The organism is Nocardioides exalbidus (genome assembly GCF_900105585.1).
GTDB classification, from domain to species: domain Bacteria; phylum Actinomycetota; class Actinomycetes; order Propionibacteriales; family Nocardioidaceae; genus Nocardioides; species Nocardioides exalbidus.
Map to the genome: position 1 here is coordinate 1779348 of NZ_FNRT01000002.1, position 14462 is coordinate 1793809.

General features: G+C 72.5%; 8 protein-coding genes. 5 read left to right on the forward strand and 3 right to left on the reverse strand.

Going from position 1 to position 14462, the window contains the following annotated elements; genetic code table 11:
* Window positions 1-70: 70 nt before the first annotated feature.
* From BLV76_RS08835 to hrpB, 4 genes are all read left to right on the forward strand, one after another.
* Window positions 71-6943 carry an OmpL47-type beta-barrel domain-containing protein gene (locus tag BLV76_RS08835; protein WP_090968793.1) on the forward strand — a complete coding sequence of 2291 codons (6873 nt, stop codon included), beginning with the start codon at window positions 71-73 and terminating at the stop codon, window positions 6941-6943.
* Window positions 6944-7089: 146 nt separating this feature from the next.
* Window positions 7090-7914: a CoA transferase subunit A gene (locus BLV76_RS08840; RefSeq protein ID WP_090968794.1), complete on the forward strand. Its 825-nt coding sequence runs from the start codon at window positions 7090-7092 to the stop codon at window positions 7912-7914.
* A 1-nt stretch (window position 7915) separates the two neighbouring features.
* The gene (locus BLV76_RS08845) at window positions 7916-8584 is read left to right on the forward strand and encodes a 3-oxoacid CoA-transferase subunit B (RefSeq protein WP_090968795.1); all 669 of its coding nucleotides are present in this window, start codon (window positions 7916-7918) and stop codon (window positions 8582-8584) included.
* A 32-nt stretch (window positions 8585-8616) separates the two neighbouring features.
* Window positions 8617-11127 carry an ATP-dependent helicase HrpB gene (hrpB, locus tag BLV76_RS08850; protein WP_245734604.1) on the forward strand — a complete coding sequence of 837 codons (2511 nt, stop codon included), beginning with the start codon at window positions 8617-8619 and terminating at the stop codon, window positions 11125-11127.
* Between the two features lie 40 nt (window positions 11128-11167).
* Here the strand turns inward: hrpB and BLV76_RS08855 are convergent, their stop codons facing one another.
* From BLV76_RS08855 to BLV76_RS08865, 3 genes are all read right to left on the reverse strand, one after another.
* A complete protein-coding gene (locus BLV76_RS08855) occupies window positions 11168-11806 on the reverse strand; it encodes a hypothetical protein (protein WP_139306530.1) in 639 nt (212 codons plus the stop codon).
* 93 nt (window positions 11807-11899) lie between these two features.
* Complete coding sequence (locus BLV76_RS08860) at window positions 11900-12790, reverse strand: hypothetical protein (RefSeq protein ID WP_090968797.1); 891 nt, start codon at window positions 12788-12790, stop codon at window positions 11900-11902.
* Between the two features lie 52 nt (window positions 12791-12842).
* Window positions 12843-13247 carry a VOC family protein gene (locus tag BLV76_RS08865; protein ID WP_090968798.1) on the reverse strand — a complete coding sequence of 135 codons (405 nt, stop codon included), beginning with the start codon at window positions 13245-13247 and terminating at the stop codon, window positions 12843-12845.
* A gap of 152 nt (window positions 13248-13399) precedes the next feature.
* On the opposite strand from BLV76_RS08865, the gene BLV76_RS08870 reads away from it, so the two are divergent.
* A complete protein-coding gene (locus tag BLV76_RS08870; RefSeq protein ID WP_245734605.1) occupies window positions 13400-14431 on the forward strand; it encodes an LLM class flavin-dependent oxidoreductase in 1032 nt (343 codons plus the stop codon).
* Window positions 14432-14462: the final 31 nt, after the last annotated feature.

Sequence of the window (14462 nt, forward strand, 5' to 3'; positions counted from 1 at the left end):
GTCCGAGCACGCTCATCGGTGACGTGCGTCACACGTCGTCCGCGGGCACCCCATCGACCCGGAGGCCGCGATGTCCCGCCTGTCATCCCCGCTCAAGCCCACCGCACTGCTCACCGTGCTCGCCCTCCTCGGAGGGCTGCTGCTCGGCGTCGTCGCCGCAGCACCGGCCAGCGCCCACCCGGGCCACGGCCACGTCCTGATCTTCACCGAGGACGCCGCGGGTGACTGGCACGACGCGGCCATCGCCCAGGCCACGCCCAAGGTGAAGGCGGCGCTCGAGGCGGCCGGCATGACGGTGACCGTCGTGCACAAGGAGACGCCGGGTGGCTCCGAGGCGGTCTTCACCGACGAGGGCCTCGAGCCGTTCGACGCGATCCTGGTGTTCCAGGCCAACGGTGATCCGTGGAACGCCTCGGAGAAGGCGGCGATGGAGCGCTGGATGGAGGCGGGCAACGGCATCGCGGCCGTGCACAACGCCCTCGACATGCGGGGCAACTACCCGTGGTGGGACAACATGGTCGGCTCGCTGATGCCGGGCCACGCACCCACCGGCACCGACCCCGGTCCGTCCGGCGTCGTCCGCAACGAGGACGTCAGCCACCCCTCGACGAAGCACTTCGACGGCACCGACTCCGTGACCCGCTGGACCCGCAACGACGAGTGGTACAACTTCTCGAACAACGTCCGCGGCACCGCCCACGTCCTCCAGACGATGGACGAGACGACCTACTCCGGCGGCACGCAGGGCTACGACCACCCGATCAGCTGGTGCAAGCCCTACGAGGGCGGCCGCTTCTGGGCCACCGCGCTGGGTCACTTCCCCTCGCACTACGACGAGCCCGAGTTCATGGCCCAGATCGTCGGAGGCGTGAAGTACGTCGCCGGGCTCGAGGAGGGCGACTGCGGCGGCACCGTCTGGAGCAACTTCGAGCGCGTCCCGCTCGACCAGAACACCTCCGCGCCCTACGCGATCGACATCGCCGACGACGGCCGCGTCTTCTACACCGAGCTCGTCCGCGGCCAGATCCGCGAGTACGACCCGGAGACCCAGGACGTCAGCACGGTCCTCGAGGTGCCGGTCTACTCCGGCGGTGAGGACGGGATGCTCGGCATCGCGCTCGACCCGGACTTCCTCGACAACGGGCACGTGTTCGTCTACCGCGCACCGGCCAGCGCCAACGAGAGCGACCCGGCCAACTTCTGGAGCACGGTCTCGCGCTTCACGATGGTCAACGGCGCCTTCGACCCGGCCAGCGAGAAGGAGATCATCCGGATCCCGGCCCGTCGCCTGCCCGACGAGCCCGGCCACACCGGCGGCGCGCTCGACTTCGGTCCGGACGGCAGCCTCTACATCGGCGTCGGCGACGACGTGAACCCGCACTCCGAGCCGTCCGGCGGCTACGCCCCGATCTCGGAGCGGCCCGGCACGTTCCACGACGCCCGCGAGACCTCGGCCAACACCAACGACCTGCGCGGCAAGATCCTCCGGATCACGCCGAAGGCCGACGGCACCGGCTACACGATCCCCGACGGCAACCTCTTCGACGAGGCGGACGACGCCGACGACAAGACGCTTCCCGAGATCTACGCGATGGGCTTCCGCAACCCGTTCCGCTTCAGCGTCGACCAGGAGACCGGCTGGCTGAGCATGGCCGACTACTCGCCGGACAACAACAACGACGCTCCCGCGACGCGCGGCCCCGCCGGCATCGCGGAGTGGAACCTCATCAAGACCGCGGGCAACTACGGCTGGCCGATGTGCATGGGCGACAACGAGCCGTTCCGTGACGTCGACTACCGCACCAACCCGGTCACGGTCGGCGGCTACTTCGACTGCGACAACCCGGTCAACGACTCCGTGCGCAACACCGGCCTCACCGAGCTCCCGCCGGCTCGCGCCGCGGACATGTGGTACGGCTACCAGCGCTCGTCGGTGCCCAGCGTGATCCCGCAGGGCGGCGGCCTGGCCCCGATGGGCGGCCCGTTCTACCGCTACGACGCCGACCTCGAGTCCGACACCAAGTTCCCCGAGTCCTACGACGGCAAGCCCTTCTTCTACGAGTGGGCGCGCAACAAGATGTACTCGATCCAGCTCAAGGACCCGGCGACCGGCGAGCCCGGCACCGAGGTGGAGAAGGTCAACCCCTTCCTGCCCAACCAGCAGTTCCTCGCGCCGATCGACTCCAAGTTCGGACCCGACGGCTCGCTCTACGTCCTGGACTGGGGCGGCGGCTACGGCCGCGACAACCCCAACTCGGGGCTGTTCCGCGTCGACTACATCTCCGGCTCGCGCTCGCCGATCGCGAAGATCACCGTGGACGTCGACTCCGGACCCGCGCCGCTGACCGTGGCGTTCGACGGCTCCGGCTCGTCCGACCCGGAGGGAGAGGACCTCACCTACGAGTGGGACTTCGACGGTGACGGCACGGTCGACGAGACCGGCGCCACCGCCAGCCACACCTTCTCCACGAAGGGCGTCTTCAACCCGCGGCTCACGGTGACCGACCCGGCCGGCAAGGACGGCACGACGACGGTCCCGATCACGGTCGGCAACACCCGCCCGAGCGTCGACTTCAACCTGCCGCCGGACGGCTCGTTCTTCGACTTCGGCGACGACCTCGACTGGGACGTCGAGGTCACCGACGCCGAGGACGGCACGGTCGACCCGGCCGACGTGATCATCCAGCCGGCCCTCGGCCACGACGAGCACGCGCACCCCACGACGCCGTACACCGGGCTGACCGGCACCACGCCGACCAGCCTCGGTGGGCACGCGCCGGACGAGAACATCTTCTTCGCCATCGACGCGCGCTACACCGACGGTGGCGGCGCGGGGGGCGCCAACCCGCTCACCGGGTCGGACACCACGCTGGTGTTCCCGAAGCTGCGGCAGGCGGAGTTCTTCTCCCGCAAGTCGTCCTCGGCCACGCTCGCCCCGTCGACCGACGCCGAGGGCGGCAAGCAGGTCGTCGTCGGCAAGGACGGTGCCTGGATCAACTTCTCGCCGGTCAACTTCCACCAGATCAAGCGGCTGGCCCTGCGGGTGCAGTCGACGGCCGGCGGTGGCGCGATCGAGCTCCGCAGGGGCTCGGCCACCGGCGACCTGGTGAAGACCGTGCCGGTGCCTGCGACGGGCGCGAACTTCACCGACGTCTCGGTGGACGTGAGCGACCTCGGTGACGAGGCGATGAACCTCTTCTTCGTCTTCACCGGCGGCAGCGACATCCGGTTCAACTTCTTCGAGGCGATCGGCCAGGGCTCGTCGGAGGACGCGCTCCCGGAGGTCGCGGTCACCGCTCCCCAGCAGGGCGTGAAGCTCGACCCGGGCTCGGAGGTCACGGTCACCGCGGACGCCAGCCAGGACGGCGGCTCGATCGCGGAGGTCGAGTTCTTCGTCGACGGCGACTCGATCGGCACCGACACCACGGCGCCGTACACCGCCGAGTGGACGACGCCCGAGGAGGAGGGGCTCTACCACCTGACCGCGGTCGCGACGAACGCCGCGGGCGAGTCGAAGACCTCGCGCATCGTGGTCGCCCAGGTCGGCGAGCTCTTCGGCGACCTGCTGCCCTTCAGCAACGTGGGCGGCCAGTTCGAGCGCCTCGGCGCCGGCTCCTTCCGGCTCACCGGCGCGGGTGCCGACACGTGGCAGGGCACCGACCAGTACACCGCCCTCTACGAGCCCGCCGGCGGCGACGACTCGTACGACGCCGTGGTGCGGGTCGACGCCAGCAACCTCACCCACCAGTCCGGCAAGGCCGGCCTCGTCATCCGCAACGACATGACGCAGCCCGGCACCTCGCCCGGCTACGCGATGGTCGCGTGGCGGCCGAGCGGCGGGATGGAGTTCCTCACCGACCCCGACGGCAACGGCCAGCTCAACGCGTCGGTCGCCGGTGGCAGCACGAGCCTGCCGAAGTGGCTGAAGCTGAGCCGCCGCGGTGCCGAGGTGTCGGCGTACTGGTCCAACAACGGCACCACGTGGAGCCAGGTCGGTGCGGCGGTGACCCTGGCCGGCATCGGCGCCAGCCAGGACGTCGGCATGTTCGTGATGTCGCACGAGACAACGGCGCGGACCGGGGACTTCGCCCAGTTCGCCATCGACTCCGACCCGGCCGAGCCGGAGCCGGAGACGCCGAGCGAGCCGCTCAGCTGCGTGGGCGGGCCGCTGACCGACGAGTTCGACTCGCCGGCGCTGCTCCCGAAGTGGGCGCTGCGCAACGCGCCCGGCCAGCCGATCACCCAGGCGGGCGGCAGCCTGCGGGTGCCGGTCACCGGTGCGGACATCAACGAGGCCAACACCGGTCCGGTGAGCTTCGCCGGGCAGGCGCTGCCGGCCGGCAACTGGGTCGCGACCACGAAGATCACGCTCGACCACAGCTCGCACTGGCAGTGGGCCGGCCTGGTCGTGCACCGCAACGACAACGAGTACAACAAGCTCGCCTTCGTCCGGCACCAGGACGGTGGCCGGCTGGTGGAGTTCCAGTCGGAGACCAACGGGACGCGCTCGACGCCGGGTGCCCCCCGCGTGCCGGTCGACTTCCCGTCGACGATCCACCTGCGCCTCACCAACACCGGCGGCACGCTGACCGCGGCGTACTCCACCAACGGGGAGGCGTGGACCAACGTCGCCGGATCGACGGCGCTCAAGACCGGCGCCGGCACGAGGATCGGGATCATGGCCGGCGGTGACCTCGGCGCCACGCCGCGGGTCGCCCAGGTCGACTGGTTCCGGGTGACGCCGGACGGCACGGCCGGCGCGGTGGAGGCCGACGACGAGTTCGCCGGCACGAGCCTCGACGGCTGCCGCTGGGCGGAGTCGGTGCGCTACAACTCTCGCACCGCCTCCGTGGTGGACGGGCACCTGAAGATCAGCACGGAGCCCGGCGACATCAACGGGGCCAACCCGTTGTCGCCGCGCAACTTCGTTCTGCAGGACGCGCCCGAGGGTGACTGGGTGGCGACCACCCGCTTCAAGGCGCCGCTGAAGCACCGCTACCAGCTGGCCGGCCTGCTGATGTACGGCGACGACGACAACTACGCCAAGGCCGACGTCGTGGCCTACAACGCTCCCGGCTCGGCGGTCGACCTCCGTGCGGAGATCGCGGCCGAGAAGGGTGGCAACGGCGTGGCAGGGGGTGACGCGATCAACATCGCCGACAGCACCGAGAGCGGCTACTGGTACGTCCGGGTGACCAGGACCGGAACGGCCTACACCGCCGAGGTCAGCGACGGCGGCGTCACGTGGACGCCGATCGGCGACGGCATCACCTACGACGGTCCGCTCAACTCGCTCGGCCTGATGGCCATCGGTCCGGAGCAGGAGGAGCCGGTGACGGTCGAGTTCGACTGGTTCCGTCTCGACACGGGGGAGGAGCCGCCGGTCGACACCACGGCGCCGACCACCACCGCGAGCCAGGAGGTCCTGGCGGACGGCGTGCGGGTCACGCTCACCGCCACCGACGACGCAGGCGGATCGGGCGTCGCGTCGACGGAGTACCGCGTCGGTGACGGCGACTGGACCGACTACGAGGCTCCGTTCGTGATCGACGAGCCCGGCACCTGGACGGTCGGGTACCGCTCGACCGACGTGGCCGGCAACGTCGAGGTCACAAAGTCGCTCGAGGTGGTCGTCGAGGCTCCCGACACGACCGCGCCCACGACGACCCTCACCTGGTCGCCGGCCGCACCGGACGGTGACGCGGGCTGGTTCGTCAGCACGCCGACCTTCACCCTGGCGGCAGACGACGGCGACGGCTCGGGCATCGAGTCGACCGAGTACCGCCTCGACGGCGGCGCGTGGACGGCGTACGCCGGTGCGGTCGAGGTGGCCGACGGCGAGCACACGGTGGAGTTCCGCTCCACCGACGTCGCGGGCAACGTCGAGACCGCGGGCTCGGCCGAGGTGAAGGCCGACACCGTCACCCCGGCGACGGGCGCGACCCAGGAGGCCGTCGCCGACGGCGTCCGCGTGGTGCTGGAGGCGACGGATGCCACGTCCGGCGTGGCCGGCACCGAGGTGCGCGTCGACGGTGGCGCCTGGGCCGACTACGCGGGCCCGGTCGTCGTGACCGGTGCCGGCGAGCACGTGGTCCGCTACCGCTCGACCGACAAGGCCGGCAACGTCGAGGACGAGCAGTCGCTGACGGTCTCGGTCGACGGCCCGCCGGCCGACACCTCGGCACCGACGACCAGGGTGGCGACGGCTCCGGGCTCGCCCGACGGCAGCGCCGGCTGGTTCACCACGGCACCGACGGTCACCCTGTCCGCGTCCGACGAGGGCTCCGGCGTGGCACGCACGGAGTACCGGGTCGGCAGCGGCCCGTGGACGACGTACGTCGCTCCCTTCGCGATCACCGCGCAGGGCCGTCAGGTGCTCGAGGTGAGGTCGGTCGATCGGGCCGGCAACGTCGAGTCGGTGCAGTCGAGGGAGATGTCGCTCGACACGGCTGGTCCGGAGGTCGCGGTCGAGGGGCTGCGGGCGCGGACCTACCCGAGCCACCGGTCGGCCACCGTGTCGTGGTCGGGCTCCGACGCGACGTCGGGGATCCGCGGGGTGCGGGCGAGGCTCGACGGCGAGGTCGTCGAGGCGGGCGAGTGGCAGATGTGGACCCTGTCCACGGGCCGCCACGTCCTGACCGTCACCGGGACGGACGTCGCCGGGAACACCAGCTCCCGGACGGTGGTGTTCACGGTGCAGGCGACCCGTGCATCGCTGAAGAAGGTGCTGGCGGCCTCGGCAGCCGGCGGTGACCTCCGCCCGAAGCTCGCGAACAAGCTGATGCAGCTCGACAAGGGCGCCCGCAGGGCCGAGAACACGGGCGACCGGCGGGCGGCGAAGAAGCAGCTGAAGGCGATCCGCAAGCTGGTCCGCACGAAGGTCGAGGGCGACCTCCGCGCCGCCCTCCTGGCGCAGGTGAAGGAGCGCCTGGCGAAGCTGTGAGGCACCGACCGAGGCACTGAGTGCCGGCCGTGCCCGGGAGGACCAGTCAGGTCCCCCCGGGTCCGGCCGCGGCACGCCCCGGAGGGGCCGGACGACGGGCTCGCCCCCACCGTGGCGGCGCTCACACCCCCGCTAGGGTGCGGGACATGGACAAAGTGGTCACCTCGGCGGCCGACGCCGTGGCCGACATCCCGGACGGTGCGACCCTCGCGGTCGGCGGCTTCGGTCTGTGCGGCATCCCGTCGGTCCTCATCGACGCAATCCTCGACGCGGGCACGTCCGACCTCGAGGCGGTCTCCAACAACTGCGGTGTGGACGAGTGGGGCCTGGGCCGGCTGCTGTTCGCGAAGCGGATCCGGCGGATGATCTCCTCCTACGTCGGGGAGAACAAGGAGTTCGCCCGGCAGTACCTCTCCGGCGAGCTCGAGGTCGAGCTGACGCCGCAGGGCACGCTCGCGGAGCGGATGCGCGCAGGCGGTTCGGGGATCCCCGGGTTCTACACCGCGACCGGGGTGGGCACGCAGGTCGCCGAGGGTGGCCTGCCGTGGAAGTACGACGACGCCGGCAACGTGGTCGTGGCCTCGCCGCCGAAGGAGACCAAGGTCTTCTCCACGAAGGAAGGGGACCGGGAGTACGTCCTCGAGGAGGCCATCGTGGCCGACTTCGGGCTGGTGCGGGCCTGGAAGGGCGACCGCCACGGCAACCTCGTCTTCCGCGACTCCGCGCGCAACTTCAACCCGCTCGCGGCGATGTGCGGGCGGATCACCATCGTGGAGGTCGAGGAGCTCGTCGAGCCCGGCGAGCTCGACCCCAACGACGTCCACACGCCGGGGGTCTACGTGCAGCGGGTGGTGCAGCTGACGCCCGAGCAGGCCGCGGACAAGCGGATCGAGAAGGTCACCACGCGACCGCGGCCTTCGGCCGAGGACGCGCTGGTCGACGACGCGGCGACGCACGGACTGGGAGGCTGAGATGAGCTGGACGCGTGAGGAGATGGCCGCGCGCGCGGCCTCGGAGCTGGTCGACGGCTCCTACGTGAACCTCGGGATCGGGCTGCCGACGCTGGTGCCGAACTACGTCGGCGACGACGTGGAGCTGGTGCTGCAGTCGGAGAACGGCATCCTCGGCGTGGGGGCGTACCCCTTCGAGGGCGAGGAGGACCCCGACCTGATCAACGCGGGCAAGGAGACGGTGACCCTGCGCAAGGGCGCGTCGTTCTTCGACTCCGCGCAGTCGTTCGGGATGATCCGCGGCGGCAAGATCGACGCGGCGATCCTCGGCGCCATGCAGGTGTCGGTCAACGGTGACATCGCGAACTGGATGATCCCCGGGAAGATGGTCAAGGGCATGGGTGGCGCGATGGACCTGGTCCACGGCGCGAAGCGGGTGATCGTGCTGATGGAGCACACCGCCAAGGACGGGTCGCTGAAGATCCTCGACGAGTGCGACCTGCCCTACACCGGCAAGCGCGTGGTTCAGCGGATCATCACCGACCTCGCGGTCATCGACGTGATCGACCCCGCCACCGGTGAGGTCGCGCCGTCCGGGACCCTGGGCGAGCGGCAGCTCAAGCTCGTCGAGCTCGCTCCTGGCGTGACCGAGGACGAGGTGCGGGAGAAGACCGGCCCCGCGCTGGTCTGAGCCCTCGCCGACAGGTCGGGCACACTGCACGCGTGTCCGACCCGCTGCGCCTCCTGCTCGCCGCGCCGCCCGACCTCCCGGTCACTGCAGGCCTCGCGCCTCTCGTCGAGGCGCTCCGCACCCGCGGGGCCGCGGTGGTCCACGCGCCGCCCGGCACCGGCAAGACGACCCTGGTCCCGCCCGCGGTCGCCGGGGTCGTGGACGGGCGGGTCGTCGTCACGCAGCCCAGCCGCATCGCGGCCCGGGCGGCCGCCCGCCGGCTGGCGCACCTGCTCGGTGAACCCGTCGGCGAGACGGTCGGGTACTCCGTGCGCGGGGACCGGCGCGCCGGTCGGCGCACGCGCGTCGACGTCGTCACGACCGGTCTGCTGCTCCGGCGGATCCAGCAGGACCCCGAGCTCGCCGGCGTCGGCGCCGTGGTGCTCGACGAGGTGCACGAGCGGCACCTCGACGCGGACCTGACCCTGGCGCTGCTCGTCGACCTCCGGACCCACCTGCGTGAGGACCTGTCGCTGGTGGCGATGTCGGCCACCATCGAGGCCGACCGCACGGCGGCCCTGCTCGGCGGGGACGTCCCGGTGATCAGCGTCCCGGGCGCGCTGCACCCGGTCGAGGTGGTCTGGTGCCCGCCTCCTGCGGGAGTGCGTCGTACGGACGACCGGGGCATCACGCCCGCGTTCCACGACCACGTCGCAGCGACCGTGCGCCGCGCGCTGGCGGGCCACGGGGGCGACGTCCTGGTCTTCGTGCCCGGTGTCGCCGAGGTCGACGCGACCCTACGACGCCTGGCCGGCGTGGACGCCGACGTGCACGCCCTGCACGGACGCCTGCGCGGAGCCGAGCAGGACCGGGCGCTGGGCGAGGGCCCGCGCCGGCGGGTGATCGTCTCGACCGCGGTCGCCGAGTCGTCGCTGACGGTGCCCGGCGTGCGCGTCGTGGTGGACGCCGGCTTCTCGCGCGAGCCGCGCACCGACCACCGTCGCGGACTGGCCTCCCTGGTCACCGTCGCGGTGAGCCGGGCCGCGGCCGAGCAGCGGGCCGGACGTGCCGGACGACTGGGACCGGGCACGGTGCTGCGGTGCTGGTCCGAGGCGGACCACGCGCACCTCGCCGCCCACCCGACCCCGGAGATCGCGACCGCCGACCTGACGGCCTTCGCGCTGGAGGTGGCGTGCTGGGGCAGCGCCGACGTCGAGTCGATGGCGCTGCTGGACCAGCCACCGGCGCACGCCCTGGCGGCGGCCAGGGAGGTGCTGGTCGGCCTGGGGGCGATGACCGAGGACGGGAGGGCCACGCCGCGTGGCCGGTTGATCGCCGGCGTGCCGGCCGATCCCCGGCTGGCACGTGCCCTCATCGACGGGGCGGGTCTGGTCGGGGCAGGGCGGGCCGCGGAGGTGGTCGCGATGCTGAGCGAGGGCGTCCGCGCTCCCGGCGGCGACCTGGTCGCTGCGCTCCGGGCGCTGCGCGCCGACCGGACGTCCGGATCCTGGCGCCACCAGGTCACCCGGCTCGAGGAGGTCGTCGCCACGCAGGGCACGACCGGCGACCCCCCAGCACTCACCGACGACGTGGCGGTGGGCCTGGTGGTGGCCCTCGCGCACCCGGACCGGATCGCGCGCAAGCGCTCCGGCACGTCGAGCTACCTGATGACGTCCGGGACCGGGGCGGCACTCGACCCGCGCGACCCGGGGCCGCTGGCCGGCCTGGAGTGGCTCGCGGTCGCCGACGCCGAGCGACGGCCCGGGCAACGGGAGGCCCGGATCCGCGCGGCGGCGCCCCTCACCGAGGACCTCGCGCTGGAGGCAGCGGCACCGTCGTGGACCGAGGTGGACGAGGTCACCTGGACCGGGGGTCGGGTGCTGGCCCGTCGCCGGACGCTGCTCGGCGCGATCGAGCTCGGCTCGGTCCCGCTCGGCGATCCCCCCGCGCAGGCCGTCAGCGACGCGATCGGCGAGGCCGTCGCCCGCGAGGGCATCGCCCTCCTCACCTGGACGGACGCGGCCACCGCACTGCGTGCGCGCCTCGACTTCCTGCACCGCGCGCTCGGCGACCCGTGGCCCGACGTGAGCGACGCGGCGCTGACGGAGGACCTCGACCCGTGGCTCGGGCAGCAGCTCGCCCGGGTCCGCTCGGCCCAGGACCTGCGGCGCATCGACGTCGCCGCGGCCCTGCGAGGGATGCTGCCGTGGCCGGCGGCAGGAAGGCTCGACGAGCTGGCCCCGGAGCGCGTCGAGGTGCCCAGCGGGTCGAGCGTGCGCATCGACTACTCCCAGGACCAGCCGGTGCTCGCCGTGCGTCTGCAGGAGGTCTTCGGCTGGACGGCAGTCCCGGTCCTGGCCGACGGCAGGGTCCCGCTGCTCCTGCACCTGCTCTCACCCGCCCGGCGCCCGGCCGCCGTCACCGCCGACCTGGAGTCCTTCTGGGACAACGGCTACCCGGGCGTCCGCGCCGACCTCCGTGGGCGCTACCCCAGGCACTCCTGGCCCGAGGACCCGCGCACCGCACCGGCCACCGCGCGGACGAACAACCCTCGCCGGCGCTGAGCGACGCGTCGAGCCGGATCGGCACGAGGTGCGCCCGCGGCTACCCGGCCACCTGGAGCCCGGTCTCCCCGACGACCTGCGGCAGCGGTCCCACGAGGTGGGCGTCGAGCTCGACGGCCAGGCCCCACCTCGAGCCCGCGCCGATGGCGAAGCGGGTGCAGGGCCAGGCCAGTCGGCCGACCTCGGCCTCCCAGAGCTTGCGCGCCGTCGCCGCGACCGGCTCGGCGCCTGGCGTCGCCGACGCGATCAGGTCGCTCTGCTCCACGACGTCGTGGAGGTGGCCGGGGACCGGGCCGTCGACGTGGGTGACGAGGGCGAGGAGGTACGCCGAGCTCTCCGGTGCGACGGCGGCCATCCGGAGGCCGTCGGCGGTGAGCGCGGCGAGGTGGTCCGCCCGCGTGACGGTGTCCAGGAGGTCGAGGGCCGCCATGGCCCGCGCCTCGACCTGGAGCACCGGCGTGGCCCCGGTCAGCACGGCGATGTCGGAGCGCCGCCACGTGCGCGCGACGACGTACTCCTCACCCAGCTCCTGCTGGAGCCGCCACGCGATGCGGTCGCGCACGGGCCGGAAGGCGTCGCCGGTGAGCGCGAGGTAGGCCAGCTCGTCGTCGGCGAAGTCGTACGACAGCGAGGCGAGCGTCATCGCGAGGGCGCCGACGACCGAGGGGCTGGCAGTCATGCGCTCCATGGAACCGCGCCGCGGGTGCACGTGGGAAGGGCCACGCGGACTGCCACCAGATGGGGTAGGCGCCGACGGGGTGGGCGCTCCGGCTCAGGAGCCGGGGTCCGCCCGGCGGGCGAAGTACTGCTCGAGCTCGCGGAAGGACTCCTCGTCGAGCGCGGCCTCGGGGTCGGCGACGATCCGGCGCTGGATGCCCTCGCGCGCGGCGTCGTAGAGCGGTGGGCTCATCGCCCACGGCAGGTTGGCGACGTACCAGGGACGGAAGACGCGGGCGCCCAGCGCCTGCAGGAGCACGGCGAGGAGTCCCGGTCGCCCCCGTCGCACCCAGAACCCGACGACGCGGCCGAGCACCGCGGCGATCCCGAAGGCCAGGGCCATCACGACCAGGGTCCCCGCGATCTCGTCGCTCGCGAAGTTGTCGGTGAGGGCCAGCATGCTGCCGTAGTAGACCGGGATCAGCACGTCGACCTGGTCGAGGAGGGGCCGGACCTGGTCGGCCACCACGGCGAGCTGGTTGATCGAGTCGAGGTCGGGCTTCGCGCTCCAGGCGTTGCCGATGTGGCCGATCGCCTTCCGCGCGTTGTCGATCGTGCCGCGGATCCCGTCGATCTGCAGCACCTCGCGGGCCTGGTCGACCTCCGAGTACGTCGTCTCGATCGAGTCGAGCGTCGCCGAGCTCCGGGTGATCGTGCCCTCGAGCTCGGCCTGGGAGACCGTGTGCTCGTTGAGGTAGGTGACGGCGGACTCGATCTCCTGCCGGTGGTCGACCAGGTACTGCGCCCGGTGGTACTTCTCCGACAGGTTGGGCACGGCGCGGACCGCGTCGCCCGCCTTGCCGCCGACCGTGTCGGTGTCGCTCAGCGCCACGCTCAGGGCGGCGCCGGCTCCGTAGGCCTTGATGCCGATCTCCAGCAGCGACCCGAGCAGGAGCCGTCCCGGCTCGAGTCGGCGACGCAGGGTCGTGACGTCGGGGCGGTCCATGCGCCTAGGTTGTCAGGACGGCGGCCCGGATCCGGGACGCCGCGAGCGCGCGTCAGGCGCCCGGGCGCTCGCCGTCGCCGCCGGCGCCGGTCGACCAGGCCGGGAGCTGCTGGAGCGACCAGCGGTTGCCGTCGGGGTCGGCGAAGTGCACGAACCGTCCCCACGCCAGGTCGACGACCTCGCTCACCTCGATGCCGCGGGCCACCAGGTCGGCGTGGGTGGCGTCGGCGTCCGCGACGACCATCTGCATGTTGTCGAGCGAGCCCGGCACCATCCCGGTCAGGCCTCGGCCGATCGCGATCGAGCAGGCGGACCCCGGTGGGGTGAGCTGCACGAAGCGGACCTCCTCGCTCACGGTCTGGTCGTGGTCGGCGACGAACCCCGCCCGCACGTAGAACTCCTTGGCCCGGTCGACGTCGGTCACGGGCACCATCACCAGCTCCAGCTTCATGTCCATGCCTCGAGGCTAGGACGCCATCAGGTCAGTTCCTGTCCGCTCCGTCCCTGAATGCCGGGTGGGACGTGGCAGGTGTGTTATGTGTAGTAACTAGGTCGACAAAATATAGAAAGGCGCAGTGATGGACTTCTCTCTGGTACATCCCCAACCAGGTGGCCCCGGGCCACCGGCTCGACGACACGGTCGAGGGGCACAACAGCCTGGGCCGGCTGACCGACCTCGCCCGGCTCACCGAGGCCCACGGCTGGGGTGGCGCCCTGATCGGCACGGGGTGGAAGCGGCCCGACACGTTCACCGTGGCGACGGCGCTGGCGGCGGGGACGACGACGTTCAACCCGCTCATCGCGATCCGGCCGGGCTACTGGACGCCGGCGCACTTCGCCTCGTCCGCCGCCACGCTCGACCAGCTCAGCGGCGGGCGCGTGAAGGTCAACATCGTGAGCGGCCCGGACCACCAGCCGCAGTACGGCGACGACGAGGGCGACCAGGCGCAGCGGTACGCCCGGACCCGGGAGTTCATGCGGCTCGTCCGGCGCTACTGGACCGAGGACGACATCACTTTCGCGGGCGAGCACTACGGGGCGGAGGCGGCGACGCTCGAGCACAAGCCGGTCGCTCGGCCCGGACGACCGCACCCGCAGCTCTACTTCGGCGGCGCGTCGGAGGCGGCGCAGCGCACCGCGGCGGCCGAGGCGGACGTGCAGCTGTTCTGGGGCGAGCCCCTCGACGGCGTCGCTGCCCGCATCGACCACCTGCGGCAGCTGAGCGCGGAGCTGGACCGCGACCTGCCGCCGCTCGAGTTCGGCCTGCGGATCACCACGCTCGTGCGCGACACGACCGACGAGGCATGGTCCGACGCCGAGGCGCGCGTCGCCGCGATGGCGGCCGGGCGCGACGAGTGGGCGGCCGATCCCGGTCGCCGCGTCGCCGTCGGCCAGCAGCGGTTGCTCGACCTCGCCGAGCAGGGCGACGTCCTCGACGACTGCCTCTACACCGCCCCCGGCCGGGTCGGCGGAGGAGGCGCCGGCACGACCTGGCTGGTCGGGTCGCCGGACGACGTGGCGAAGGCGCTGCTGCGCTACGCCGACCTCGGCGTCACCCACTTCGTGCTCAGCGACACGCCGTACGAGCAGGAGATCGTCCGGGTCGGCGACTCGCTGCTGCCCCTGCTCCGGTCCGCCTGACGGCACCCGATCCGAGAACGCGTGCACGGGC